Source organism: Bacillota bacterium (assembly GCA_018333655.1).
Taxonomy (GTDB): domain Bacteria; phylum Bacillota; class UBA994; order UBA994; family UBA994; genus BS524.
On sequence record JAGXTJ010000044.1, the window covers coordinates 134,688 to 160,178 of the forward strand.

The following is a 25,491-nucleotide window of genomic DNA, read 5'->3' on the forward strand; positions in this document are numbered from 1 at the left end:
TTTTGTTTTTATGGCAGGATAATCGGGCAAGATAGTTCTAGGACTTGTCAAATGAGGGAAGGAGCCGTCTGATGTTAGGTTTACCAATAGGACTGTTGGTATTGGTTGTAGTAACGATCCTCATCTTGTCGGGCATTGCCCAGCGTGTGCTTGATCGCATGAAGATGGACGACAGAACAGCCTTGGTGCTCATCTTGGCGATGCTAGTGGGGGGCCTTCTGCCCGACTTGCCTCTGGGTAGAACCCTCAGCATCAATGTGGGTGGCGGGCTCATACCTGTCGCCATATGTCTATATCTCTTTGTCACCGCAGGTACGGCCAAGGAGCGTTGGCGCACCGTCATGGCTGTGGCAGCCACGACCGGCGCCGTCTACTTAGTTTCGGCCTTCCTGCCCTCTGACCCCGCCACCATGATTCTGGACCCTATCTACACTTTTTCACTCATCGCCGGAATTACAGCCTACCTGTTCGGGCGCTCACGGCGTGGAGCCTTTATTGCCGGTGTACTTGGCATCGTCCTCAATGACGTAATTTATGGGCTACTCCTCCTCATGGGCCCCTTCACCGGGCAAACGGTGATTGGCGGGGCCGGAATCTTCGACGCCGTGGTCTTAACCGGGCTCTTAGCTGTTCTCTTAGCTGAGCTTGTCGGTGAGACGCGTGAGAAAATTCAAGGGGGACCCGCGCCCATAACGGAAAATCGACCACAGGGTCTCAAGGCGCCAGGAAGGAGTGACAATGATGAAGAATAGGGGTTTTCGGCTTTACCTGCTGCTTATCGTCAGCCTTGTTTTGGCTCTAGCTACGGAACCCATTTGGTCAAGAACGGCGCTGCTAGACAATGCCATGCATCCTGAGATCTTATGCGAGCTAGTAGATGGGCAGCACTTTACCGTTGTTGACGAGGTTTCAGGCGAGGAAATTTTTCGTACTGCTCGCGTCGTCGTCGTCGGCGACATGTACCAACAAGCCGATAATCGCTTCTATGAAGTGGTCGCAGTGCAGGGGCTGATTGCTAAGGCGAGATTCTTACGCTATGAGTCTGTCGGCGAAGTCTCCTCATGGTTTCCGTCCTTTCTCGAAGAGTGGGGTAGTACGGGGGTATTGCCGGACCAGCTACGTACACAGGCGCGTGAAGAAGTGAGAATAGCCCTCTATCACACGCATAGCGCAGAGTCTTACATACCTTCGGATGGCAAGGCTAGTATCAGAGACAAGGGCGGTATTTTCATCGTCGGTGAAAGCTTTATGCAAAATCTAGAGAAACAGGGTGTAGCAGTAGAGCAAGACAGACGCAGTCATGATCCTCATGACAAGAGGTCCTACATGCGTTCGCGGCGTACTGCCGCCGAGATGTTGCGCGCTGTTAATCCCGCTGCACTTCTCGATGTGCATCGCGATGCCCTGCCGCGGCGATTCTATACCACGACAATCAAGGGAAATGAGTTGGCCCAAATACGTTTAGTAGTAGGGAGACAAAACCCGAACATACGGGCCAATAAGCAGTTTGCCCAAGAACTGATGGCCGCCGCCAACAAGCGCTACCCCAACCTAGTGCGCGACATTTTTTTCGGCAGGGGTAGCTACAATCAGGAACTCCACCCCCGAGCCTTGTTGCTTGAGCTTGGCACCTACAGAAGCACTCACGAAGAAGCCAAGGATGGAGCGGAATTACTTGCTGGCGTACTGGCTGCCTACTTAGGTGCCGCAGCTCCCGCTGATGCTGCTGGCATCGCCAGGGAGGGAGGAGCAGCACGCAGCAGCCTGATGTTCGTTCTAGGTTTAGTGCTGGTAGGAGGGCTGGTCTTCCTCTTTCTGAGTACGGGCAGTCTCAAAGAAATGGGCAGCAAGATGCGTCATTTTGTCACTGACGAGTTTAGCATGAAGTCTGGCCGTAAGGAAAAAGCAGGAGCGAAGCGGGATGACAAATCGTCTGACGAAGGTGATTCATAGCTCCCATGGTTTGGCGGCTCTAGTGGCAGGGCTGTCGCTACTGTGTCAGAGTCCTCGCGAGCTAGGGCTTCTCTTGCCGCGCTACCTGGTGCAAATGCAAAAACCGGGGCAGCATGTGATTCTGAGATGTGGCAAACGGGACATCGTATGTTTTCGCAGTGGAAAGCACCCAGAGATAGTCGACATGCTGTTTAACACGGCCAGAGACATTTGGCCGCTCCACAATTTTAGTACACACTACCTCAGAGAAGGGCGCTGCGCGAAGTGGAGGGCCCTTCTCTACACCTACTTGCGGCAGGACTGGCTCATTGCTGGAGAGCTGCGCAGAGATGGGCATGATGCACCTTGGAGATAATCTACTGCTGTTACGGCGGCTCACATACTTCGATAACGGCAGCTGCCTTGCACCTAGGTCTGCTCTCGCGCGACAGGCGACCGTCTGTGAGGGAGATCTTATCTCTCCCTCACTTTGATTGTCTTCCCGCGGCTGACTTGGGCAGGGTATTTCGCTACGGGAGAGATGCTGCGAACAACAACATCTACATTGCCTCATTAGGACCCGACCGTAAGGCTACCTCTAGTGCGCTGCGGCTCTTCTTCGTTGCGGCAGGCCTAAATGAAGAGCATCTGCTAATTGTAGACGCCCTGCAGTGCGTCACTGCACCTATTAGAGTTGGGGGATTTTTATCGCGCCGCTTAGGACTAATCTGCTTAGGCAGACCCCTCTGTGCCTACGGCATAGTCATGAACTTTGCGTGTTTTCAGTCCCTCTGGGAGAGCGTAGTGGCAGCGAGGAAGGTAGGGATTGACGCCCCTAGTTAGGTAGGGGATAATGTGGCATGTAAAGGTTGATGTGGAGGCTTAGTGTGGGCGAAATTGTTAAGATAACCCCAGGTTCGGAAGCCGCTAAGGCGGGACTACAACCTGGCATGGTGGTTACCCATGTCAATGACGGTGAAATTAGGGACATCATTCAGTGGAAGCAAGCTCTCGCCTTCCCCACCATGCATGTGGCTGTCATTCTGGCAGGTGAAAAAAAACTGTTTAAAATACGTCATCGGTCGGGGGAAGAAATTGGGATTGAGTTCGCCTCACCCACCCTTGACAAACTCTGTTCCTGCCACAACAATTGCGAATTTTGTTTTGTGCGACAGATGCCCAAGGGAATGCGCAGCTCGCTCTATATCAAGGACGATGATTATCGGCTGTCCCTTGTTTACGGTTCATTTGTCACTCTCACCAATGTCACTAATGAGGAATGGCAGCGCATACTGCGGGAGGGCATCTCTCCAATCTATGTTTCTGTGCATACGACTAATCCGAAGCTGCGCGTAGAGCTCATGGGCAACCCGGCAGCAGCCGGCATCATGGAGCAGCTATCTCAACTTGTGGCGGGGGGCATTACCGTGCATGTACAGCTCGTGCTCGTGCCCGGTAGAAACGATGGTTTAGAGTTAGAGCGTAGTCTAGATGATCTGCTGCTCCTTAGCCCTGGGATTGAATCTATTGCCGTGGTCCCGGTGGGTCTGACAGGGCATCGCCATGGCTTACCCCTGCTTCACGGCTTCGCCAAAGACAGCGCACGAGCAGTGATCGAAGTCCTGGAAAAGTACAGAGCACGCTGTCGCCGCAAGTTTGGGCGCACCACGGTCTATGCCGCGGACGAATTTTACATCTTAGCAGAAACCGATTTTCCGCAGGCCCACACTTATGATGACTACCCACAGCTAGAGAATGGAGTCGGTTTGGCGCGTCTCTTTCAGGAGGAGTTTCGTCAGGCACTTTCCGCTGCTCGACGAAAGCGGGGGTCCGCCACAAGAGTGTTGTGGGTTACTGGCATGGCTTCGTCTATGGCACTAAAGCGTCTGCAGCATGAACTCAATGCCCGCCACCCTGTATGGGTAGATGTGCTACCTGTGCCTAACCTCTTGTTTGGTGGAGGAGTCACCGTCACGGGGCTACTCGGTGGTCAAGACATAGAGAGGGCCATGCGTGAGGCGACAATTGTGCCGTCAACGCGGGTTCTCGTTCCAGATGTGACCCTGCGCCAAGGTAGATTCTTGGATGATCTATCTGTAGAAGACTTGCAGGTGGCTTTTCCTTTAGTAAATATATCTATATGTCCGACTACGGGGGGAGATCTAGTAAGATACACCCTGGGTCTAGAGGAGTGATTGACAATGTCTTATGTAGCTATTGTTGGTAGGCCAAATGTGGGTAAGTCAACGCTGTTTAACTACCTTGTGGGGCAGCGAATTTCGATCGTCGAAGACTCACCGGGTGTGACGCGTGATCGCATCTATGCCGATGTCGAATGGACTGGTAAGCGCTTTACACTAATTGATACGGGCGGGATAACTTTCGGCGGTGATGACACCTTGCTTATGCAAATGCGCTACCAAGCTGAGGTGGCCGTCGAGTCGGCTGATCTTATCATCTTTATGGTTGATGGTCGAACAGGTGTTACAACAGCTGATAGAGAAGTGGCCCAGCTACTGCGTAACACTAAGAAACCTGTGCTGCTCGTAGTCAACAAACTAGACGTCCCGAACCTCTTTCCGCACGCGACTGACTTTTTCACTTTAGGCCTAGGTGACCCACTCCCTATATCCGCGGCTAATGGGTTGAATTTGGGTGACTTTCTTGACGCTATTATTACTTCTTTACCGCAAGAAGAAGAAACAACCTACGGCGCTGATGTCGTAAAAATTGCTGTCATGGGAAGACCAAATGTAGGTAAATCCTCGCTGGTGAACAGTATTTTAGGCGAAAACAGGGTTATCGTCAGCGACATACCTGGCACGACACGTGATGCAATCGACACCTACTTTGAGCGCGACAATCATAAGTATGTGCTCATTGACACGGCGGGGCTACGCCGGAAGGCGAAAATCAGAGAAGATATTGAACGCTACAGCGTGGTGCGCAGTCTTCGTGCGGTCGATAAGGCCAATATTTGTCTTATGGTTATTGACGCCACGGAGGGAGTTTTAGAGCAGGATAAGAAAATAATCGGCTATGCCCATGAACGGGGCAAAGGGCTGATTTATGTTGTTAATAAATGGGATTTAATCGAGAAAGATGACAAGACCGCTGATCGTTTTGCGAAGAACCTCAAGGCGGAACTATTGTTTGCTGACTACGCCCCAGTGATTTTCGTTTCTGCCAAGACGGGGCAGAGGGTGCAAAAGATCTTAGAGCTCGTCAACTCTGTACGTGAACAACAACGAAAACGGATTTCCACCAGTGCGCTCATGGAGTTGATACTCGAAGCCACCTTGGTGACACCCCCTCCCTCTGAAAAGGGAAAACGTCTGAAGATCGGCTTTGTGACCCAGGTTAGTGTAGAGCCGCCTACCTTCTTGCTCTTTGTCAATGACCCCGAACTTTTGCACTTTAGTTACAAGCGCTTTCTCGAAAATCGCTTGCGGGCAGTCTACGCCTTTGTTGGCACGCCCATAGTGCTGGCCGCGAGGAAGAAGGAGTAGGCAGCATGGATAATAGACAGCGCAGAATTGGCATTGTTGGAGCTGGTGGCTGGGGTACTGCCCTCGCTAAGGTAGCCGCGCACAATAGTCGCAGTGTGCACCTATGGGTGCGCGAAGCTAAGTTGCGCGAAGAGATCGCTCTCCATGGCAGGAACGAGCTCTACCTACCCGGTGTGCAATTACCAGACAACATTGTTCCTGTGTCCGACTTCGCTACTTTCGCAGACTGTGAGTTAGTGATTATGGCGACGCCATCACAGTATGTGGGGACGACAGCACAGATGCTCAAGCCTCATTTGAAGCCGGGCACCATAATCGTTAATGCCGCAAAAGGTTTCGATCTCATCTCAGGCACACGCCTGTCAGTGTTACTTGGAGATACGCTCGGCCTAGACTTCCCTCTAGCTGTTATCTCAGGGCCTAATCATGCTCTAGAGATTGCCAAGGGGCTCCCAGCGGCCTCTGTCGCCGCGGCCAACCATCGAGCAGTAGCTGCTATGGTGCAAGATGCGCTCATGACCGACTTTTTCCGTATCTATACAAATGTTGACATGGTGGGTGTCGAGCTGGGCGGCGCTTTGAAAAATATCTACGCCCTCGCCGCAGGTATCGCAGAAGGCCTCGGCTATGGCGATAACACGAAGGCGGCCCTCATGACGCGTGGGCTCACAGAAATGGTGCGGCTCGGAAAGGCCATGGGCGCGCATCCGGCCACATTTGCCGGCTTGTCAGGCATGGGAGATCTTATTGTCACTTGCACTAGCCAACACAGCCGTAATCGACGTACCGGGCTAGCTCTTGGACAAGGCCAGTCTCTCCATTCTGTGTTGCAGAGTACAACACAAGTGGTGGAAGGAGTAAATGCGACACGAGCGGCAGACAGGCTCTCTAAGGAGTATGGCGTAGAGTTACCGATAGCTCGGGCCTTACATGAAGTGCTCTTTATGGAGCGCGATCCACGTGAGGCCGTACATGAGCTGATGACGCGCCACCGCAAAACAGAAAGTGAAGAGCAATTGCCTTTTGAAGCACATTAAGGTGGGGAAACCCCACCTTTTTCTGTTCTATGGGTATATCGCCAAACTCCCTGAATATATTTTACTGACCAAGCCTTGCTAGTTGGTGCGAGGTGTTCTGGTGTTCCACTCGTGGGGCAGTGCTTGGAGAAAGGGAGGGGAGTGGTTGTTCATGGCTCAGTTTGATTTACTAAAAGACATCGCGGAAAGAACTGGCGGAGACATCTATCTTGGGATCGTAGGCCCTGTGCGTACCGGCAAATCCACGTTCATAAAGCGGTTCATGGAGCTTGTGGTGCTCCCTAACATAGATGACGAGAATGTTAGGGATAGAACTAGGGATGAGCTGCCGCAGAGTGGGGCAGGGCGCACTATCATGACTGTGGAGCCTAAGTTCATTCCTGACGAGGCGGTCGAACTGGCGCTTAAGCCTGGGCTATCCGCCAGAATACGCTTGGTGGACTGCGTGGGCTACACCGTTAAGGGCGCCCGTGGCTATGCTGACGAAAACGGTCCGCGCATGGTCCAGACGCCGTGGCACGACGAACCAATCACCTTCGAAAGTGCGGCTGAAATAGGCACGCAGAAAGTCATTGAAGAACACTCTACGGTGGGCATTGTAATTACTGCTGACGGTTCCTTCTCTGACATTGCGCGGGAGGAATTCGTAGCGGCGGAAGAACGAGTTGTAGCCGAACTAAGGCGAATTGGCAAGCCCTTCTTGGTCATCCTCAACTCAAGTCGACCCACCGAACCAGAGACCGTCGAGCTGAGAAATGAGCTAGAAAAAAGGCTCAACGTCACTGTCTTGGCCCTCAATTGCGCTAAAATGACCGAGGAGGACATCTCGACAGTCCTTAAAGAGTCGCTGTATGAGTTCCCCGTAAAAGAGGTCAACATCAATCTCCCCACATGGGTAGAAGTATTAGACAAGAAACACTACCTACGCGTACAACTAGAGGGTGCCGTAAATGACGGTGTCAAAACTGTAACAAAGCTAAGAGATATAGACCGCCTTATCGAGGAGCTTTACACCTGTGATGCGGTGTTAGAGGTGGTCTTGCAGGACATCGACCTAGCACAGGGAGCTGCCAAGATTGAACTTACCACACCGGAGCACCTTTACTACGATGCCCTGACAGAGGCGGCTGGTGAAGATGTACGAGGTCAAGACACTATACTTAGGCTCGTAAAGACCCTATCCGTGAGCAGACATGAATACGAGAGAATCCGCCATGCCTACAGGGATTCGCGCCTGGCCGGCTATGGGATTTCGCCACCAAGCTTAGAAGAAATGGCGCTCGATCAGCCTGAGATTATTCGGCAGGGAAATCGTTTTGGTGTTCGTCTGCGTGCTACTGCGCCCTCCTTCCATATAATCCGTGTCGATGTCGAAAGCGAGATTGCCCCTATTGTGGGTACGGAAAAACAGAGTGAAGACCTCATTAGATACCTGGTGGACGAATTTGAAGCGAATCCGGAAAAGTTGTGGGAGGCCAATATCTTCGGCAAATCCTTGCAACACCTTGTGCGTGAGGGCATCCAAAACAAGCTGTTGACCATGCCTGACGACGCCCAAGGGAAGCTCAGGGAATGCCTACGACGCATCGTCAATGAAGGTAGCGGCGGGCTGATCGCGATTATTCTCTAGTTCACTTGCCAACTGCGGGTCGCTTGAGCTATAATAAGCAAGCGACGGGCTGTAGCGCAGTTTGGCTAGCGCGCTTGCTTGGGGTGCAAGAGGTCGCAGGTTCAAGTCCTGTCAGCCCGACCATTTTTTCTCCCGTGAACCGCTGATATCTTTCAGCGGTTTTATGTTGTTGTTTCTGCCATACTTGATTTGTGCACGTAGTCGTATACAATAAGAGAGAGCAAACGATGCAGGGAGGGATTTTCCATGGAACATAGGGATGCTGAGTTAGTGGCGGAACAAATCATTGATAAGTACGAGAAATACTTAAATCCTGGTTTATCGCGCCTTTTCCGTTACATGGGATTGGCTACTGTGGAATGGGAAGCTAAGGGCTCTGTAGTTACCGATATTAAGGGCGATCGATACCTCGATTTACTCGGCGGATACGGTATGTATGGAGCCGGTCATTCTCATCCTAAGATTGTTCAAGCTGTCAAGGATCAACTAGATCGTATGAGTATGTCGACGAAAATACTGTTAAATAAACCAATGGCCGATTTAGCTGAGCTACTAGCACAAGTGACCCCAGGTGATCTCCAGTATTCGTTTTTTGGCAACAGCGGGGCAGAAGCGGTCGAAGCGGCGCTTAAACTCGCTAAACTGGCCACGAAAAAACAAGGCATAATTTCAACCATAGGTGCCTTCCACGGCAAGACTCTTGGCGCACTGAGTGCAACTGGGCGTGAGGTTTTTCGGCAGCCCTTTTTACCCTTGCTTCCTGGTTTCAAGCATGTACCATATGGCGATGCCCAAGCTGTGCGGGAGGCGATCGATGAACATACCGCGGCGGTTATAGTCGAGCCTATACAGGGCGAGGGCGGAGTAATTGTGCCGCCACAGGGTTACCTTAGGGAGCTTCGAGAGATTTGCGATGCGGCCAAGGTGCTACTTATTGTCGATGAAGTTCAGACAGGCATGGGACGTACGGGCAAGCTTTTTGCGGTAGAGCACGAGGGCGTGGTGCCCGACATTATCTGCTTGGCCAAAGCGCTTGGAGGTGGGATTATGCCCATTGGCGCCATTGTGGCCAGGCCGCACCTTTGGGATGGTATGATTGAGGCGCCCTTCCTGCATACAACTACCTTTGGCGGCAACCCACTGGCGTGTGCAGCGGCCATAGCGGCCATTCAGGTAACGCTTGAAGAAGACCTCCCCGCGCGAGCAGCAACTATGGGTGATCGCTTCCTAGTTGCCCTAGAGGCCGCCAAAGAGAAGTACCCAGACATTATTGCCGATGTACGCGGTAGAGGGCTAATTATCGGTATCGAGTTCACTGATGCGGGCTATGCTGGCTTTGCCATTTCGGAGCTTGTAAACAACAAGATCTTAGCGGCATACACACTAAATAATCCTAAGGTCATTCGCGTTGAGCCCCCACTCGTGATCACTGCAGAAGAAGTGGACTTGGCGCTTGCTGTCTGGGAGAAAATCTTTGCTGCAGCAGCAGAGATGAAAGACGATATTTAGGAGGTAGGGATATGCCATTTATTGAAGTCTCGACTGTTGTGGCGGGCGATATCTCCGGCATTTGGGAGATAGTCTCTGACATGGAGGGGTATCCTAAATTCATGCCCAATCTGCAGAGCGTTACTATCGAAGAGCGCGGTGAAAATAGTACTGTAAGTAGCTGGGTAAGTAATGTCGATGGGCGCGTGATTAGGTGGCGTGAGCGTGATGTGTTTTTTCCGGCTGAATATAGGATCGCCTACAATCAAATTAGCGGAGATCTCAAGAAGTTCGAGGGCCAGTGGCTTCTAGAGGAAGTTACGGAGGGCGTAAAAATAGTGCTCACGGTGGACTTCGAATTTGGCATCCCCATGGTGGCCACACTACTTAACCCTTTGCTAAAAAAGAAAGTTCGCGAGAACAGTGAGGGCATGCTCGCGGCGATCAAAGGGCTCTGCGAAGGCAAGTAGGAAGTAGCGTTCCAGAGAGGCATGTACGACAAGATTTGACAGGAGGCAACCATAATGGACCAAACCCTTAAACTACTTAAAGAGATAACTGACGCCCCCGGAGTGCCTGGCTTTGAACACGAAGTTCGCAAAGTAATTCGATCCTACATGGATGGGCAAGCAGAAATCACCACCGATCGCATCGGAAGCATCATCTGCAAAAAGGTGGGGAACACTGAGGGCCCCCGCATCATGATTGCCGGACACATGGATGAAGTCGGCTTCATGGTCAGCAAGGTCACCAAGGAAGGTTTCGTCAAATTTCAAACTTTAGGCGGCTGGTGGAGCCAAGTCATGCTCGGACAAAAAGTAACTATCAAGACCAGAAAAGGGGATATTACAGGCATACTAGGGTCTAAACCCCCTCATATTCTCACGCCTGAAGAGCGCAGTAAGGTCGTTAATATTGACGATATGTTTATTGACGTCTGTGCAGCCGATGAGACTGAGGCCAAGGAGGTCTTTGGTATTCGCCCCGGGGACCCCATTGTACCAGACGCAACTTTTACGGTCATGAAGAATGAAAAGTTTCTCATGGCTAAAGCATGGGATGACCGGCTAGGGTGCGCACTGTTCATCGAAGTCATTAAAGCGCTGCAGAACGTAGAGCACGCCAACACAGTCTTTGGCGTAGGTACGGTACAGGAAGAGGTCGGTTTGCGCGGTGCAACGACTAGCTCTTTTGTAGTTAATCCTGACATAGGTTTTGCCCTCGAAGTAGGCATTGCCGGAGATACGCCAGGTGCCGAGAAAATGACCGAGAAGCTTGGCAAGGGCCCAGCGCTGCTCATGTACGATGCCTCGATGATACCACATGTTAAGCTGCGTGATTTTGTCATTGATGTCGCTGCGGAAGTAGGTATTCCACTGCAGTTTGACGTTATGCCTGGTGGCGGTACTGACGCGGGACGCATCCATGTGACCGGACGCGGGGTTCCTAGCCTTGTTATTGCCGTGCCTACGCGCTACATTCATAGTCACTACGGGATCATCCACCGGGATGATTATGAGCACGCAGTGAAACTAGTAGTCGAACTAGTGAAGAGGCTCGACAACGACAAAGTAGCCGAATTGAACGCAGATTAGCCTGCCGTTTCGGGGAGTAAATGTTTTGCCAAGAGCCATATTGCATGTGGCTCTTTTCATTTTCCCAAGAGGCTTAGCGTAAACAATGGTTGACTTGGCATTTTTGCGGTGTCAGTGCCTTTGTCATTTCGTGGGTCTTTGTCGGCCTGCTTATCTACGAGCTTTCCGTCTTGGGCCTAGGCGGGGGCAATTACGCCCTAGGGGAGGGCAGGATAGAGTCTGTACTGCTTACTGCAGGCCTAGCGGCCATTGTCGTGGGTGCCCTAGTAGGTATCGTCCCGGGCTGTGGACCACAAATCATCTTCGTTACTCTTTACGCCCAAGGCTTAGTCCCATTTGCGGCACTACTGGCCAATGCGATTTCTCAAGATGGAGACGCACTCTTCCCGCTGCTCGCCCTTGACCGGCGTTCTGCTCTGTCGGCAACACTAATTACTGCAGGGGTCGCTCTTCTCGTAGGCTTCATGGTTTACTGGCTGGAGCTATACACGCCAATCGGGCGTTTACTTAATATTTAACGCGCGGTAGTGTTGACAGCCCCTGTACTTGATGCTATAGTGTTAATGACAATCATTATCAATACGATAATGAACAAATTAGGAGGGTTCGCATGAACAAGAAGGTTCTCTACATCGGGCTGGCAGTGCTGCTGCTAATCGTTTCTTTTGTGAGCGGAACGATGCTAAATCGCGGTGCTGTGACTGCAGGCCAACAGGTCATCAATATTTACACTTCTCGTCACTATGGCGTTGAATCTGTATTTAATGAGTTCACTAAGCAGACTGGTATCGAAATTAGATTTACCACTGGCTCAGATGCCGCCTTGCGGCAACGTCTTCAAGCGGAAGGCAAGCATACCCTCGCCGACATGTACATCGCCGTAGATGCTGGCAATTTGTGGCTAGCTGCGCAAGATGGCCTTTTGGCAGAAGTCACTAGCCAGGCCCTGCAAGCTAATATTCCTGCCCATCTGCGCGACGAGGGCAACCGCTGGTTCGGTCTTACCAAGCGCGTACGCACCATTATGTACCACCCTGACCGGGTTACCCCCGCAGAACTTTCGACTTACGAGGCTCTCACTGACCCCAAGTGGAAAGGTCGTCTCGTCATGAGGCCTTCAACTCACTCTTACACTCAATCATTGGTTTCGAGCCTTATAGCGGCGCATGGTCCTGCCCAAGCAGAGGAAATTGTGCGCGGCTGGGTAGCTAATGAACCTACGCTCATCGATAGCGATACACGTATTCTCGAGGCACTGGCGGCTGGGCAAGGGGATGTTGCTCTTGCCAACCACTACTACTTGGGTCGTCTACTCGAGGGCAATCCTAACTTCCCCATTAGAGTTTTCTGGGCCAATCAAGATGACCGCGGAGCGCATGCCAATATCAGCGGCGCTGGCATTACCGCCCATGCCCGTAATCGCGACAATGCTCTTAAACTACTCGAATGGTTAAGTTCCCCCGCAGGACAAAAACTGTTTGCTGATTCTAACCACGAGTTCCCTGCCAACCCCGAAGTAGCTCCCCATGCGATTATCGCTGCCTTTGGCGAGTTTAAGACAGACCCCCTCAACATGGGTGAGTTTGGCCGTTTGCAGAAGGACGCTGTTGAGCTCCTAAATCGGGCAGGATACAGATAAGATAGGATCTGACGTATGAATACACAAGGGCATCCGCCGTCCGTTAACCAGGGTAAAAGGCCTAGCCGCCTTTTACCTCTGGTTTTATATGTTACTATAGCACTTGTCGTTCTGCCGGTATTAGTCGTGGCTTCATCCCTACTTCATCCTTCGTTAGCGGTTTGGACTCATCTCGGACAGACTATTCTACCTTTGCTCCTGCAAAATACAGCTGTCCTCTTGGTAGGAGTGTCTCTGGGAACTTTGGTGCTGGGCACTAGTCTGGCATGGCTCATTACGGCCTATGACTTTCCAGGCAGGGATAAATTCCGTTGGCTCTTGGTTCTGCCCATGGCTATACCCGCCTATGTTATGGGCTTTATTTACATGGCGTTGTTTGATTTTGCCGGGCCCTTTCACACCTTGGTGCGTTCTGTCTGGGGGGCACAGGCGTACTTTCCCCCCATTCGCAGTGGTGGTGGGGCAATTTTGGTCATGACCCTAACTCTCTACCCCTATGTTTTCTTGCTGGCCAAGGCAGGCTTTGAGGAGCAGACGGGGTCTCATTTTGAGGCTGCTAGAGCTCTCGGGAGTAGCCGGGCAAGGGCGTTTTTCGCCTTGGCCCTACCCCTGGCACGCCCTTCGATTGCCGCTGGGGTGGCCTTGGCCGCTATGGAAGCACTCGCTGACTTTGCCACTGTACGCTACTTTAATTTTCCTACCATAGCAGATGGAATATTGCGGGTATGGCATGGACTGATGGACCTAGGGGCTGCTTCAGAGCTGGCAGGTTTACTCGCCATATTTTCGCTTTTGATGCTACTTTTTGAACAGAAAAATAGGGGCAGGACGAAGTACTACCAGACACGGGGCAGACTGCCTGGCCTTCCAGAGACTAGGCTTGTAGGTGGGCGGGGACTGCTGGCAGCACTATTTTGCGCTTTTGTTTTATTCGCGTCCTTTGGCTTGCCGGTAGGGCAACTGCTAATGTGGGCTGGGCGTGAAATCGCCAATATTACGCCCCCTGTCATGGCCACCTACGTAGAGCTAGCCATGAACAGCATTCTTTTGGCTACTATAGCAGCGATACTGGTGGTCTTAATAGCCTTAGTGGTCGCTAGTTTGTCTCGCCTCAAAGATAAGAAGTCGCTACAAAGCCTAGCCCGCTTGGTAACCATCGGCTATGCCATCCCTGGGGCGGTGATTGCGGTAGGCATACTTCTACCCCTATCGTTCATAGATCGGTCTATAAACGCCTTTACGAGCGCTTGGTGGGGGTTTACACCGGGGCTGCTCCTTACAGGGTCCCTGGTGGGTTTGATGTATGCCTACATCGTCCGGTTTATGGCCATAGCCTACAGCAGTGTTGACGCCAGCCTAGAGAAAATCTCGCCCAATACAGTGCTGGCAGCACGAGCCTTGGGGGCCAATGCCCAGCGCGTCATGTTCGCGGTGCAGTTGCCGCTCATTACGCCTGGGGTGATCGCCGGGGCGGTCTTGGTGTTTGTGGATGTGATGAAAGAGCTGCCAATCACCGTGATGATGCGCCCCATGGGCTACGACACTTTGGCGGTGTGGGTCTGGCAGATGGCATCAGAGTCTCTCTGGACCAGTACGGCGATACCAGCCCTCATCATCGTTCTCGTAGGCCTAGTACCGATAAAGTTTTTGCTTGATGCCAGCTCGTCACGCACTGAAAAACAAACGTCACAAATACTGATGAGAAAGGACCACTAACATGTCATGGCACTGTCCTTTGCCCACGCGAGACCTACTCCCTGGGTATGTTACTCTGTCGCATCTCTATAAGAAATTTGGTGAGCTCGACGCCGTCAAGGATGTAGACTTAAGTATCGCTAGGGGAGAGTTCTTTTCACTCTTGGGACCCTCTGGCTGCGGAAAGACTACGACTTTGCGGCTCCTCGCTGGTCTTGAGGAACTAGACGCGGGCGAAATCTCTATTAGTGGCGAAACCGTGGCCACTGTGCAAAGCTCCATACCACCAGAAAAGAGGGGAGTGGGGATAGTCTTTCAGGACTATGCTCTGTTTCCCCACCTTACTGTGTTCGCGAACGTGGCTTTTGGCTTGTATGGTATGAACAAAGAAATTATTAAATCGCGCGTACAGGAGATGCTCACTCTAGTCGGCCTGCAAAACAGCGGTGGTCAGTACCCACACGAATTGTCGGGCGGGCAAAAGCAGCGCGTGGCCCTCGCCCGCACACTGGCTCCTTGTCCTAGCGTCATCTTGCTTGATGAGCCCTTTTCCAATTTAGATGCCGAACTAAGGGATGCCCTGCGTCTGGAAACCAAGGAGATTCTCCGCGCTAGTGGGAGCACGGTTATCTTGGTTACCCATGACCAAGAAGAAGCGCTGTCTTTGTCTGACCGCGTGGGAGTGATGAATGGTGGTCATCTAGAGCAGGTAGGGACACCTTACGAGATTTATCACCAACCAGCCACTCGCTTTGTCGCCAATTTTGTCGGCAAGGCAGACTTTTTTAGAGCCACCATACGTGAGGGCCAGGTAGTCTCAAACATCGGCTCGTTTCCCCTTCTGTCCCCATATGACGCTCTAGAGGGGGAAGTGGACTTGATGGTAAGGCCAGACGATGTTACCCTGACGCCCGACCCCCTAGGCACAGGTACTATCGTGGAAGCAAGGTTTCTCGGTGGAGACGCTGTTTACCGCGTTGCGTTGCCAGAGCAAACCTACTTGCATTCCCAGCGCATGTCAGCCAACCTGCTCGATGTAGGTAGCCGAGTCCTAGTCGAGGTTAATCTTCCCCATGTGGTTATCTTCCCTCGCCGCTAAAATTCCTTTGTAATTGTTCCCAACAGAAAGGGAATTGCTATACCTCATGGAGAATAGATTATGTAGGTGATGAGGAGGTGGCATTTTGGAACGAACCCTATGTCTCGTTAAACCCGATGGTGTACAACGGGGGTTGATGGGAGAGGTGATCTCCCGCTTTGAGCGCAAAGGATTGCAAATTGTGGGCGTGAAGATGCAGAGAATTAGCGCTGAGCTCGCGGCCAAACATTACGCGGCCCATCTAGAGAAGCCCTTTTATCCGACGTTAGTGGAGCATATCACCAGTGGGCCTGTTCTGGCTCTGGCTGTAGAAGGGCACCGTGCAGTAGAAGTTGTGCGTAGTTTAATCGGCAAAACTGACCCTGCCGCCGCCATGACGGGGACCATCAGAGGCGATTTCGGCCTCACCATGAGCCGCAATATCGTACATGCCGCCGACAGTGTGGAGGCGGCCGCCTACGAAATTGCCCTGTACTTTACCCCAGCTGAACTGCTAACCTACGATCAAGCCCTGCACAATTGGATTTTTCGTGAAGATTAAGTTTCTGGCCTTCCTAGGCGGACGCCCACTAGATGACAAACAGGTGTACTGGCAGTGGCGTGACTTTTGGCGCCTGTACGGACTTTATGTAAGTATACAGATAGTGATGAGCATTTTTCTGTCGCAAATCTTGCGCCGCACTTTCTTGTTGTCGTTCATCGATGCGGGCAGTATCGTCTATGCTGTGTCGCTGCTCATGCTCATCCCCTTTGTGCGGCACTATGAATTTTGGCCCTCGCTTAGCTACTTGGGGGCTACACTAATTGACTTTCAGAAATTCTGGAAGGTTGGCGTAGTTTACGGACTGGTACTGCGGGTTGCCCCCCTAGCACCGGTGCTCGTGGTGGTGCTCATTATGCAGCTAGGTGGCCAGATGCCCTACCTCCCTGATAACAACCCGGTGATGGGGCATGCGGTCTTTAGCTTTTCGTGGTTTCTTGGGGCACTGCGCGGGGTTGTATTCGCCCCTGTGGTAGAGGAGTATTTTTATCGCGGCTTGCTCTATCCCTTACTTCGGCTGCGCTGGGGTGTCAGGTCTGCCATATTGTTTTCAAGTGTGCTATTCGGTGTGATGCACGGAGTAAATTTGCTTGGGTTTTGGGCCGTTTTTGGTGGTATTGGCTTTGCCGTGGCCTATGAGCACACTGGCAAGCTCGCCACACCGATAGTAGCCCACTTTATCGTAAACGCGATAGCCACAGTACTGGGCAGTATTTAGGCGCTGCCTAACTTGGTAAACTAAAAACAGCTCGCCGCAGGGCAAGCTGTTTCTTTTTGTTGTTGAACAGGTTGTAGCTGCCTGTTTTTACTGAACCAAAACGGTGCAATATGACAATGCCCGGAACCGCAGACCGGATCTTCAGGTACATCCGGTCTGGTGCGAAACTGCGGCTTACATAATCAGCATTTCCGGCATTGTAAGTCAAGGAATCACTATCCAAACAATAATTCGACAGCACTTAATTCCTCAAGCACCCAACCGGAACAACCCAAACGCCGTTCTTCATTTGAAAAGCATATTCCGTGCCGGTGAGTACCATTAAAAAAGATGGGGCTGGCGTTTTGGCAGTATCAATATTTTCGCTGAATTTAATAAGGTTTTCAGCTGCCTTCTCAATCTCTCCCGCTCCCATTTTTACTTCGACAGCCGCCCAGCGTTCGTCTTTCAGTTGAATAATTGCATCCACTTCAAAATTAAGCTGGTCTCGGTAGTGATAGACCGAACCGTCCAAGCTGTCTGCATAAATCCGTAAATCCCGGATACATAATGATTCAAAAAGATATCCGAATGTCTTAAAATCACTCAACAATTTTCCGCTGTCGGCGCGGAGAGCGGCGGTGGCGATAGACGGGTCAGTAAAGTGCCGCTTAGCAGTAGTACGAATTGCGCGTTTGGAACGTAAGTGCGGGCTCCACGCAGGAAGATCCTCGACCACATATAGTTTCTTCATTGCAGAAATATAATCATTAATCGTTTTATCAGAAAGCCCCTCATCGTTGGAAACAAGGTCACGCAACAGTGTTTGCGTATTTGCCTGTGTGGATATATTCCGAGCAATTGAGCGCAGCAACGCATACACTCTATCCGGGTTGCGCTCAACATCATCAATTCGTGACATATCCTGATGCGCAACCGCATCCAAGTAGTTGTATACCATTTTTAGTGCATATTTTTCGTTTTCTTCCCCCACCGCTTCCGGCCAACCGCCGCGCGTGAGAATAAAAGCGATGCGTTCGATAGTCATTTTACTTTCGGCGAACATATCTTTTTTGTCGTCAAACAAATCTTTCAGAGAAATTTCCCCTGTGGATTCGCCCGACTCAAATAATGACATAGTACGCATAACCATTCGGCTGATTCGTCCTGTCCCTGTATGCATATCCTTTGTTTCCGGAGGGACAACCGATCCGGTTAAGATAAACTGCCCGCGTGAACGGCGTTTGTCAACGGCAAATCGCACAGCATTCCACAAAACCGGTGCTGTCTGCCATTCATCAACAAGTCGTGGCGTTTTTCCTTCCAATAGTTTTGAAGGTTTTGTGTCCGCAAGCAATTTATATTCAGCCGCGTGATCGGGATCCTGCATATATAAAACGCTGGCGGACGCTTCTTCGGCAGTTCGGGTCTTGCCGCACCATTTAAGACCGATAATCAAGACCGCTCCGGACGTTGCCAGCGAAAGCTTCAGTTTTTCATCTGCAATTCGCGGTAAGTATTTTTTATCCACAATACAGCACCTCATTTTTGATTTCGTAATATATTATGTGCCACACTTCCCGATTTGTCAAGAATACACTTCCCGATTTGTCACTAAATCAATTCGTCCTTTGAAGTCACCTCTCATATGATATCTTTTTTTGTGGTTACCATTCAACAGACAGCGAAATATCGTAAAGGGCATACCGTCTCCTCCGTTTGTTGCGCCGCAGGCTCAACCTCGCCATGATCCTAGAACAGTTGTTTTCAAGTCCCCACTTCCTCAAATAAACCCACTTGAAACCGCCAAGAAATGATACAAAGCAAAACGCAAGAAGCAAAAAAGCCCAGTATTACTGGGCTTTCAGACAAAACAAAACCACCCACCGATAAAAATCTTTTTATCAATAGATGGTAGATTATTTGGTGCGAGGAAAGGGAGTCGAACCCTTACACCTTTTGAGTACTAGATCCTAAGTCTAGCGCGTCTGCCAGTTCCGCCATCCTCGCGTTAGTGGTGGGCCATGATGGACTCGAACCATCGACTCCCCGCTTAAAAGGCGGGTGCTCTACCGCTGAGCTAATGGCCCACTTAAATTAGATGTTAGATGTGAGATGTGAGATGTGAGAGGTGGGATTACTAACTTTGCACTTCTCGCCCATCATTTCTCGCCGCTCACTTCTCAAATGGCAGGGGCGGCTGGATTTGAACCAACGCATGCGGGAGTCAAAGTCCCGTGCCTTACCGCTTGGCGACGCCCCTGTATGACTAGAGGTTAGAGGTTAGAGGGTAGAGGGGAGAGGGGAGAGGGGAGAGGTTAGATGGGAGATGGGAGAAGAAAAATGGAGCCGGCGATGGGATTTGAACCCGCAACCTGCTGATTACAAGTCAGCTGCTCTACCGTTGAGCTACGCCGGCATTTGGTGACCCCAGCGGGATTCGAACCCGCGTCGCAAGCGTGAAAGGCTTGTGTGTTAACCGCTTCACTATGGGGCCAGATTTTGGTCGGGGCAGCAGGATTCGAACCTGCGGCCTCCTGCTCCCAAGGCAGGCGCGCTAGCCAAGCTGCGCTATACCCCGACATGCAACACAATATAATTTACACGATTTCGCGGCTTCCGTCAAGAGGCGACTTGGACCGCAGTCAGTGCTCTAGTATTATAGCATCGAATCAAGTTCTCGCCAAGCTAAAAATGATTTTCGCAATATTTGGTTGACCATCAGCTCTTTTTGGTACAGAATAATATTATGATTGTCGCTCTGCGTGAAGGGGCTGTGAGTTCTGTATAATAAGTGTGCCGGACGCGCATTGCGAGCAAAGGTGCTCATCGGGTATGGCGGCCCCCCAAAAGTAGGCGAATTGTTTCCCACATGTGGCGCAGTTTCTTTGTGTAATCGTCATTGTCCTCACCTCAGTAAGAGTGTTACCCGAAAGTCACTTTGTCAAACTGATGCAGCGAGATTGCCTTTATCAAGAAAATGAAAGCGAGGTATGGGAAGATGCGTAAGGTTGCCTTTGTCCTCACTCCTGCCGCTAGTAAGCGGCTGATTGCGCGCGGCGTGGCCGCACTGCCTGAGGTGAAGTATGCACAGAAACACGGCAAGATCATTGTGGCGGGTGGTACGACTAATGCCTACATTGTGGAAGAGCTGATGGGAAGGCCACTTGAAAAATGGCGTTACACGGCGGGTATAGTCACTGATGCGCTGTGGACCTTGACACCTACCGCAGAGCGCATCAAACCGCTTGTGCTCGTCAAAGGCGAAGAATCCCCACAGCCTTGGCCCGAAGTACTTAGCGAGTTTGCCAGGGGAGATGTCTTTATAAAGGGCGGTAATGCTCTAGATGCTGATGGAAACGTCGGTGTTCTAGTGGCAGCAAAAAATGGTGGGACTATCGGCACTGCCATCGGTCACCTGGTTTCTCTGGGTGCTCATCTGGTCCTACCCATCGGTCTGGAAAAACTTATTCCGTCGGTGATTGACGCTGCCAATGTGCTAGGGCAGCTTGAGCTAGATGCTTGCTCCGGACAACCTTGCGGTCTTTTTCCAGTCAGCTTTGGCACCGTCATCACCGAGATCGATGCCATTTCCATCCTTTACGATTTGGAGGCTGTACATGTGCACAGCGGCGGAGTGGGTGGTAGCGAAGGCGCGGTAGGCCTAGTCGCCTACGGTGAGGAGACAGCCACACAGCGCTTGATGCAGGATGTAGAATTGTTGCGGTTAGAGCCGCATACTACGAGCCATACTTGCTAAATTAGGGTCTATAATCAGTTGAAGGAGCAAGACGGAATGCAGACCATATTTCATAACTGCCATGTTCTAACCATGAACCCGAGTATGCCGGAGGCAGCCGCGGTTGTGACAAGGGGCGACAAAATTGTCTACGTCGGCAATGACAGCACGGCACTAAGTTTTGCCGGGCCTGGTAGTCGTATTATTGATGGTCGAGGCGGTTCATTGCTCCCTGGCTTTAATGATAGCCACCTACACCTCTTGGGATTAGGGCTAAGCATGAGTAACATTGATTGTCGCGACCTTCTAGGTCTACCTGCTCTGCAGGCTAAAGTTGCCGCGCGGGTTCGCGAGGCTTCTGCGGACGAGGTTATTCTTGGCCGAGGCTGGGACCAAAACAAGTACCCCGGTGCAACCTATCCTAGCCGCTTTGACCTTGACGAAGTCGCGCCGCACCACCCAGTGATTTTGTTTCGCGCTTGTGGTCATGTTTTGGTCTGTAACTCCCGCGCTTTGCAGCTTGCCAATATCAATGACGGGGTAGAGGATGTAGAAGGAGGCAGCTTTGACCGTACCCCGGCAGGAGAACTGACCGGTGTACTCAGGGAGAAGGCCATGAGCTTCGTCCTGTCTGCTCTGCCCAAGAGCAGCCCAGAGGTCATAAGGACCGCGCTCCTCCGAGCAGCAGAGCATGCCTTGTCACATGGCATAACCACCGCCCAGACCCATGATGGAAATGGGAACGATTGGGAAGAAGTAGTGCGAGCGTACCACGAGTTAGCGCTGCCCCTGCGTGTAAACCTGCTCTTTAATTTAGATAGAAGTGAGATTATGAGTTTCGGGCCGACCATGCTCGCGGCGAACTCTCGTGACGAGCAACGCGTAGGTGTAAAGACGATTAAAATCATGGCTGACGGGTCGCTAGGGGCGCGCACGGCAGCACTTAGTGAGCCATACCATGATGACCCGAACAATACTGGCCTTAGCTACTACACACAAGAAGCCTTTGATGACTTGGTGCGTGTGGCACACCAGGCGGGGTTTCAAGTAGCTGTCCACGCTATCGGGGACTACACTGCAGACCAAGCCATCACGGCCATCGAGCGTGCGCAAGGCAGTGACACCACGCGTCGTCATCGCCTTATCCACTGCCAGATTCTGCGGCGAGACTTGGTCGAGAGAATGTCGCAGGCCAATATCGTGGCCGAAATTCAGCCTATCTTTGTGACCACTGACTTGCATTGGACTGAAGACAGGGTTGGTAAGGAAAGACTGCGACATGCCTATGCTTGGAGGAGCCTGCTTGAGTTTGGCGTAAACTGCGCTGGGGGTTCTGATTGCCCGGTAGAAATTATTGCACCGTTGGCAGGCATAACAGCCGCTGTGACCCGCAGCGACAACAACGGAAACCCGCCAGAGGGCTGGCTGCCCGAGCAGAAACTTACTGTACGTGAGGCGGTTGCTCTCTTTACAGGTGGCTCTGCCTATGCCGAGCACATGGAGGGATGCAAAGGACAAATTAGGCCGCAGTACCTAGCCGACCTAGTTCTCCTCGCGAAAAATGTTGAGACGGTCGAGGCGCGACACATTAGGGACATTAAAATCGCCTTGACCATGGTAGCGGGTCACATCGCCTATGCGCCATCATGAAGAAGCAGCTAATTATCAATGCCGATGACTTTGGTTTCACCTGGGGTGTCAGCCAAGGCATTGCCGAGGCCATGCGCCACAATGTGACCTCGACTACGATAATGGGCAATTGCGCCGAACTACCTAGGCATCTTTCACTACTTGAGGGCTTGCCGCAGCGTAGTTTAGGGGTGCACCTAGTACTCTCTGCAGGGGCTCCCTTGATGCCGCCCGATTCCGTTCCAAGTCTTGTCAACAAGGAGGGGCACTTCTGGCGCAACTTTCGGCAAGCAACGCGGTTAGCCAAGCCGAAAGAAGTGTATCTGGAGTGGCGGGCCCAAGTGGAGGGGATCTTACGTTGCGGAGTAAAACTAACCCACCTCGATAGCCATCATCATGTGCATCTTGAGCCCAAACTTACGCGTGTAGCCATGGAGATTGCCCGGGAGTACAGCATCCCAGCGATACGCAGGTTGACTGTGCGAGACATGTGGCGAGAGCAGGGCTTCTGGCAGAACGCCATCTTTATGCCCCAGGTAGCACGTTCGGCCGAACTTATACGGCTCTCTGGCCTGTCATATCCCCAGGGGCTCATGTCTCTCGATTTGCGCCATCTGCGCGCCTTAAAGAAATTGCCCCCTGGTATCTATGAAATGTTCTGTCATCCAGGCAGAGTTGATGACGAGCTACTGGGCAAAAGCTCGCTCACCTACCATCGGGAAGAGGAACTCACGATGTTGAGTTCACCCTCTTTCGCTGCAGACCTACATGAGAGCGGCATAGAGCTTGTAACATACGATATTTTTAGGGGGTGACAGTTTGCGTGTGGGTCTCGCCTTAGGTGGTGGGGGAGCGCGGGGCATTGCACACATCGGTGTGTTGGCAGAGCTCGAAGCCGAAAACATACCGGTGCACTTGATTGCCGGCACGAGTGCCGGCAGCCTTATCGGTGCTCTTTACGCTGCTGGTCTAACACCGGACCAGATGTTCGCCTTGGCGCAGCGCACAACCTGGCGTGACTTGGTACACCTGACGCTGCCTAGGGTGGGCCTGGTCAATGCCGACCCGATGCAGGCGTTGCTCAATGACTTGCTCGGCCAGGGAAGCATTGAAGACTTGTCTATGCCTTTTGCCGCGGTCGCCTGCGACCTCATCACAGGTAGGGAAGTAGTACTCACTAAGGGCAACATCGCCTTGGCAGTGCGAGCCAGTTGTTCCATACCGGGTATTTTTACGCCGGTGCCGCATGGCGATCACCTTCTTGTAGATGGTGGACTCATCAATGGTGTTCCTGTCAGCGTTGTAAAGCGGATGGGCGCCGATATAACCATTGCGGTGAGGCTAAATCAGGGGGTGACCCCCTCGCAACAGTTGCACAATATCTTTGGTATTCTGGCCCAAGCCGCCGAGATCATGCAGCGTTCGCAACAGATGATGGACCCCGACATTCTTATCTCGCCAGATATCGTTAACCAGTCGATGGCTGATTTACATCGCGCCCTGCCAGCGTACATCGCCGGCAGGATCGCTACTCGGGCCGCCTTGCCAGAGGTTTTTGAAGCATTTAGAAAGCAGGGATGAAGTTGAGTTCTCTCGCCATTATTGGAGGTAGCGGTGTTTACAGTCCTGATTTACTAGAGCAGGCCACCTCTATTTCTGTAGAAACAAAGTACGGTAAGGCCTCAGTGCTAACTGGCAAATTCGGAGGGCGTGACGTCTTCTTCATGCCACGTCACGGTGAAGGACACCGGAGCCCGCCACATATGATTAACTATCGCGCCAATATCGCGGCACTTCTTGAGTTAGGGGTTAAATTTGTCATGGCCACTACGGCGGTGGGTAGCCTAAATCGAGTTCTAGGCCCGGGGACACTGGTGTTAAGTGACCAATTGCTCGACTTCACACGTAACAGGCCTGTGACTTTTTTTGATGGGGCAGAGGGAAGAGTCGTCCATGTCGACTTTACCTACCCTTACTGCCCCAACCTGCGAGCACAAGTGTTGCGCGCCGCCAAGCAAGCTGCTTCGCCCCTAGTCGATGGCGGTACTTATGTCTGTTTTGAAGGCCCGCGTTATGAAACTGCTGCCGAAATACGCTTGTACAGGCAAATGGGAGGAGATATCGTAGGCATGACCGCCATGCCGGAGGCCATCTTGGCACGCGAGGCGGAGATGTGTTATATCGGTATCTCTATGATTACTAATTTCGCGGCAGGCATAACTAATAGTCCTCTCGCCCATACAGAGGTGCTAGAATGCATGAAGGCTAATGCTGCGAATTTGCGATCCCTACTAGAGCAGGCGATGAGGACTGTAGACACTTTGCAGGTCTGTAGTTGTCACTCTGCGGTGCAGGGACATTAGAACCATAAAAAGAGGGGGACATAAAATGATTAAAACAAATCGCGCCAAACTAGTTATGATTAGCGTGCAAGGGGAAGTAAACCATCCTAAGGCCGTGGCTCCGTATCGCATCTCGGTAGAGGGACGCCCCGTCGTTCTACCGGGGACGGGTGGCATCACCTACAGCCACCAAATTGGCGACTCTTGCATGGACTTAGTAGGCGACCATGTGGAACCCGGTGTTTCCGTGACACGAGCAGCGGAGAATGAAAATGGCGGGTTTAACACCCTGGCCTGCGTGGGCAATGTGGCTAAAGTGGTCAGCGGAGACGGCAAGAACGCTTTGGGATATGTCACTGGGACCCATGGCGGTGCTGAACACGTGCTCATGTACTTTGCCAAAGAAACACTAGAAAACTTGGCCGTGGGCGATAAAATACTCGTTAAGAGCGTGGGCCAAGGTCTTAAATTGCTTGATTTTCCCGACATTGCGGTAATGAACTTAGACCCCGATCTCCTAGAGAAGATGGGCCTGTCAGTGGCACCCGATGGCGTCCTAGAGGTTCCTGTTGCTGCGACCGTACCTGCCTACCTCATGGGGTCTGGTATCGGCGCAAACACAGCCTATCGTGGCGACTATGACATCATGACGCATGACAAAGTAGCCTATGAAAAGTTTGGTCTAGGCAAATTGCGCTTTGGCGATATTGTCGCTCTAATGGACTGCGACACGATGTACGGACGTGGTTATCTTGCCGGAGCCGTCACCATTGGTGTAGTAATTCACTCTGACTGCGTACTCACTGGCCACGGACCCGGGGTGACCACTCTTATGACCTGCAAAGAACCGCAGATACGGCCGGTGTTAACCGATAGGGCCAATATCGCCGATTATTTAGGCTTATAGACAACCAAAAGG

Annotated in this window: 24 protein-coding genes, 7 tRNA genes and 1 pseudogene; 24 read left to right on the plus strand and 8 right to left on the minus strand. The window is 51.9% G+C overall.

From position 1 onward, the window contains the following. Positions 1 to 71 precede the first annotated feature (71 nt). From KGZ92_08750 to KGZ92_08835, 18 genes are all read left to right on the plus strand, one after another. Positions 72 to 752: a DUF1614 domain-containing protein gene (locus KGZ92_08750; protein ID MBS3889358.1), complete on the plus strand. Its 681-nt coding sequence runs from the start codon at positions 72 to 74 to the stop codon at positions 750 to 752. Then, positions 739 to 1,953, plus strand: a complete 1,215-nt coding sequence (locus KGZ92_08755; GenBank protein MBS3889359.1) for a stage II sporulation protein P — start codon at positions 739 to 741, stop codon at positions 1,951 to 1,953. Before KGZ92_08750 ends, KGZ92_08755 begins: the two co-directional genes overlap by 14 nt. After that, positions 1,922 to 2,308 (plus strand): hypothetical protein, encoded by a 387-nt coding sequence (locus KGZ92_08760; GenBank protein MBS3889360.1) that lies wholly within the window; start codon positions 1,922 to 1,924, stop codon positions 2,306 to 2,308. The genes KGZ92_08755 and KGZ92_08760 overlap by 32 nt, the downstream gene beginning before the upstream one ends. Continuing rightward, positions 2,299 to 2,775: a DUF3189 family protein gene (locus tag KGZ92_08765; protein MBS3889361.1), complete on the plus strand. Its 477-nt coding sequence runs from the start codon at positions 2,299 to 2,301 to the stop codon at positions 2,773 to 2,775. Before KGZ92_08760 ends, KGZ92_08765 begins: the two co-directional genes overlap by 10 nt. Before the next feature lie 44 nt (positions 2,776 to 2,819). Continuing rightward, positions 2,820 to 4,127 (plus strand): DUF512 domain-containing protein, encoded by a 1,308-nt coding sequence (locus KGZ92_08770; protein ID MBS3889362.1) that lies wholly within the window; start codon positions 2,820 to 2,822, stop codon positions 4,125 to 4,127. A gap of 6 nt (positions 4,128 to 4,133) precedes the next feature. Beyond that, entirely contained in the window at positions 4,134 to 5,441 is a 1,308-nt protein-coding gene (der, locus tag KGZ92_08775) for a ribosome biogenesis GTPase Der (GenBank protein ID MBS3889363.1), read from the plus strand. Positions 5,442 to 5,446: 5 nt separating this feature from the next. Further along, on the plus strand, positions 5,447 to 6,478 hold the full coding sequence (locus KGZ92_08780) for an NAD(P)-dependent glycerol-3-phosphate dehydrogenase (protein ID MBS3889364.1): 1,032 nt from the start codon (positions 5,447 to 5,449) through the stop codon (positions 6,476 to 6,478). 151 nt (positions 6,479 to 6,629) lie between these two features. Next, the gene (gene spoIVA, locus KGZ92_08785; GenBank protein MBS3889365.1) at positions 6,630 to 8,108 is read left to right on the plus strand and encodes a stage IV sporulation protein A; all 1,479 of its coding nucleotides are present in this window, start codon (positions 6,630 to 6,632) and stop codon (positions 8,106 to 8,108) included. A gap of 45 nt (positions 8,109 to 8,153) precedes the next feature. Further along, positions 8,154 to 8,231: transfer RNA gene (locus KGZ92_08790), tRNA-Pro, on the plus strand. Between the two features lie 123 nt (positions 8,232 to 8,354). Further along, positions 8,355 to 9,617: an aminotransferase class III-fold pyridoxal phosphate-dependent enzyme gene (locus KGZ92_08795; protein ID MBS3889366.1), complete on the plus strand. Its 1,263-nt coding sequence runs from the start codon at positions 8,355 to 8,357 to the stop codon at positions 9,615 to 9,617. An 11-nt stretch (positions 9,618 to 9,628) separates the two neighbouring features. Then, positions 9,629 to 10,066 carry an aromatase/cyclase gene (locus tag KGZ92_08800; protein MBS3889367.1) on the plus strand — a complete coding sequence of 146 codons (438 nt, stop codon included), beginning with the start codon at positions 9,629 to 9,631 and terminating at the stop codon, positions 10,064 to 10,066. A gap of 54 nt (positions 10,067 to 10,120) precedes the next feature. Next, positions 10,121 to 11,191 (plus strand): M42 family metallopeptidase, encoded by a 1,071-nt coding sequence (locus KGZ92_08805; protein MBS3889368.1) that lies wholly within the window; start codon positions 10,121 to 10,123, stop codon positions 11,189 to 11,191. Between the two features lie 89 nt (positions 11,192 to 11,280). Further along, positions 11,281 to 11,709, plus strand: a complete 429-nt coding sequence (locus KGZ92_08810) for a hypothetical protein (protein ID MBS3889369.1) — start codon at positions 11,281 to 11,283, stop codon at positions 11,707 to 11,709. 92 nt (positions 11,710 to 11,801) lie between these two features. Next, positions 11,802 to 12,830, plus strand: coding sequence for an extracellular solute-binding protein (locus KGZ92_08815; protein MBS3889370.1), 1,029 nt, complete (start codon positions 11,802 to 11,804; stop codon positions 12,828 to 12,830). A gap of 228 nt (positions 12,831 to 13,058) precedes the next feature. Beyond that, entirely contained in the window at positions 13,059 to 14,546 is a 1,488-nt protein-coding gene (locus tag KGZ92_08820) for an iron ABC transporter permease (GenBank protein MBS3889371.1), read from the plus strand. Position 14,547: 1 nt separating this feature from the next. Beyond that, the gene (locus KGZ92_08825) at positions 14,548 to 15,624 is read left to right on the plus strand and encodes an ABC transporter ATP-binding protein (protein ID MBS3889372.1); all 1,077 of its coding nucleotides are present in this window, start codon (positions 14,548 to 14,550) and stop codon (positions 15,622 to 15,624) included. An 85-nt stretch (positions 15,625 to 15,709) separates the two neighbouring features. Continuing rightward, positions 15,710 to 16,165, plus strand: coding sequence for a nucleoside-diphosphate kinase (gene ndk, locus KGZ92_08830; protein ID MBS3889373.1), 456 nt, complete (start codon positions 15,710 to 15,712; stop codon positions 16,163 to 16,165). Next, positions 16,155 to 16,883, plus strand: coding sequence for a CPBP family intramembrane metalloprotease (locus KGZ92_08835; protein ID MBS3889374.1), 729 nt, complete (start codon positions 16,155 to 16,157; stop codon positions 16,881 to 16,883). The genes ndk and KGZ92_08835 overlap by 11 nt, the downstream gene beginning before the upstream one ends. A 20-nt stretch (positions 16,884 to 16,903) precedes the next feature. Here the strand turns inward: KGZ92_08835 and KGZ92_08840 are convergent. The 8 genes and pseudogenes from KGZ92_08840 to KGZ92_08875 all read right to left on the minus strand — a co-directional run bounded on the left by KGZ92_08840 (position 16,904) and on the right by KGZ92_08875 (position 19,443). Next, positions 16,904 to 17,067 (minus strand): annotated as a pseudogene (locus tag KGZ92_08840) (PhzF family phenazine biosynthesis protein). A gap of 57 nt (positions 17,068 to 17,124) precedes the next feature. Further along, entirely contained in the window at positions 17,125 to 18,408 is a 1,284-nt protein-coding gene (locus tag KGZ92_08845) for an ATP-binding protein (GenBank protein MBS3889375.1), read from the minus strand. A 378-nt stretch (positions 18,409 to 18,786) separates the two neighbouring features. Continuing rightward, positions 18,787 to 18,872, minus strand: a tRNA-Leu gene (locus KGZ92_08850). A 5-nt stretch (positions 18,873 to 18,877) separates the two neighbouring features. Continuing rightward, positions 18,878 to 18,952: transfer RNA gene (locus KGZ92_08855), tRNA-Lys, on the minus strand. Between the two features lie 98 nt (positions 18,953 to 19,050). After that, positions 19,051 to 19,125: transfer RNA gene (locus tag KGZ92_08860), tRNA-Gln, on the minus strand. Positions 19,126 to 19,206: 81 nt separating this feature from the next. Beyond that, positions 19,207 to 19,281: transfer RNA gene (locus KGZ92_08865), tRNA-Thr, on the minus strand. 3 nt (positions 19,282 to 19,284) lie between these two features. Further along, positions 19,285 to 19,359 (minus strand) — tRNA-Glu (locus KGZ92_08870). Between the two features lie 6 nt (positions 19,360 to 19,365). Next, positions 19,366 to 19,443 (minus strand) — tRNA-Pro (locus tag KGZ92_08875). A 420-nt stretch (positions 19,444 to 19,863) separates the two neighbouring features. Between KGZ92_08875 and KGZ92_08880 the strand changes: the two genes are divergently transcribed. From KGZ92_08880 to KGZ92_08905, 6 genes are read left to right on the plus strand one after another with little or no spacing between them, the layout of a single operon-like run. Then, the gene (locus tag KGZ92_08880; GenBank protein ID MBS3889376.1) at positions 19,864 to 20,622 is read left to right on the plus strand and encodes a hypothetical protein; all 759 of its coding nucleotides are present in this window, start codon (positions 19,864 to 19,866) and stop codon (positions 20,620 to 20,622) included. A 36-nt stretch (positions 20,623 to 20,658) separates the two neighbouring features. Next, on the plus strand, positions 20,659 to 22,251 hold the full coding sequence (locus KGZ92_08885) for an amidohydrolase (protein ID MBS3889377.1): 1,593 nt from the start codon (positions 20,659 to 20,661) through the stop codon (positions 22,249 to 22,251). After that, complete coding sequence (locus tag KGZ92_08890) at positions 22,248 to 23,045, plus strand: ChbG/HpnK family deacetylase (protein ID MBS3889378.1); 798 nt, start codon at positions 22,248 to 22,250, stop codon at positions 23,043 to 23,045. The genes KGZ92_08885 and KGZ92_08890 overlap by 4 nt, the downstream gene beginning before the upstream one ends. 4 nt (positions 23,046 to 23,049) lie before the next feature. Further along, complete coding sequence (locus KGZ92_08895; protein ID MBS3889379.1) at positions 23,050 to 23,811, plus strand: patatin-like phospholipase family protein; 762 nt, start codon at positions 23,050 to 23,052, stop codon at positions 23,809 to 23,811. Then, positions 23,808 to 24,593: an S-methyl-5'-thioadenosine phosphorylase gene (gene mtnP, locus KGZ92_08900; protein ID MBS3889380.1), complete on the plus strand. Its 786-nt coding sequence runs from the start codon at positions 23,808 to 23,810 to the stop codon at positions 24,591 to 24,593. The genes KGZ92_08895 and mtnP overlap by 4 nt, the downstream gene beginning before the upstream one ends. Before the next feature lie 25 nt (positions 24,594 to 24,618). Further along, a complete protein-coding gene (locus tag KGZ92_08905) occupies positions 24,619 to 25,479 on the plus strand; it encodes a DUF4438 domain-containing protein (protein ID MBS3889381.1) in 861 nt (286 codons plus the stop codon). Positions 25,480 to 25,491: the final 12 nt, after the last annotated feature.

Coding starts and splice junctions, on each gene's coding strand:
- KGZ92_08750 (MBS3889358.1), top strand. CDS start 72: ATGTTAGGTTTACCAATAGGACTGTTGGTATTGGTTGTAGTAACGATC.
- KGZ92_08755 (MBS3889359.1), top strand. CDS start 739: ATGATGAAGAATAGGGGTTTTCGGCTTTACCTGCTGCTTATCGTCAGC.
- KGZ92_08760 (MBS3889360.1), top strand. CDS start 1,922: ATGACAAATCGTCTGACGAAGGTGATTCATAGCTCCCATGGTTTGGCG.
- der (MBS3889363.1), top strand. CDS start 4,134: ATGTCTTATGTAGCTATTGTTGGTAGGCCAAATGTGGGTAAGTCAACG.
- KGZ92_08780 (MBS3889364.1), top strand. CDS start 5,447: ATGGATAATAGACAGCGCAGAATTGGCATTGTTGGAGCTGGTGGCTGG.
- spoIVA (MBS3889365.1), top strand. CDS start 6,630: ATGGCTCAGTTTGATTTACTAAAAGACATCGCGGAAAGAACTGGCGGA.
- KGZ92_08795 (MBS3889366.1), top strand. CDS start 8,355: ATGGAACATAGGGATGCTGAGTTAGTGGCGGAACAAATCATTGATAAG.
- KGZ92_08800 (MBS3889367.1), top strand. CDS start 9,629: ATGCCATTTATTGAAGTCTCGACTGTTGTGGCGGGCGATATCTCCGGC.
- KGZ92_08805 (MBS3889368.1), top strand. CDS start 10,121: ATGGACCAAACCCTTAAACTACTTAAAGAGATAACTGACGCCCCCGGA.
- KGZ92_08815 (MBS3889370.1), top strand. CDS start 11,802: ATGAACAAGAAGGTTCTCTACATCGGGCTGGCAGTGCTGCTGCTAATC.
- KGZ92_08825 (MBS3889372.1), top strand. CDS start 14,548: ATGTCATGGCACTGTCCTTTGCCCACGCGAGACCTACTCCCTGGGTAT.
- KGZ92_08845 (MBS3889375.1), bottom strand. CDS start 18,408: ATGAGGTGCTGTATTGTGGATAAAAAATACTTACCGCGAATTGCAGAT.
- KGZ92_08880 (MBS3889376.1), top strand. CDS start 19,864: ATGCGTAAGGTTGCCTTTGTCCTCACTCCTGCCGCTAGTAAGCGGCTG.
- KGZ92_08885 (MBS3889377.1), top strand. CDS start 20,659: ATGCAGACCATATTTCATAACTGCCATGTTCTAACCATGAACCCGAGT.
- KGZ92_08890 (MBS3889378.1), top strand. CDS start 22,248: ATGAAGAAGCAGCTAATTATCAATGCCGATGACTTTGGTTTCACCTGG.
- mtnP (MBS3889380.1), top strand. CDS start 23,808: ATGAAGTTGAGTTCTCTCGCCATTATTGGAGGTAGCGGTGTTTACAGT.
- KGZ92_08905 (MBS3889381.1), top strand. CDS start 24,619: ATGATTAAAACAAATCGCGCCAAACTAGTTATGATTAGCGTGCAAGGG.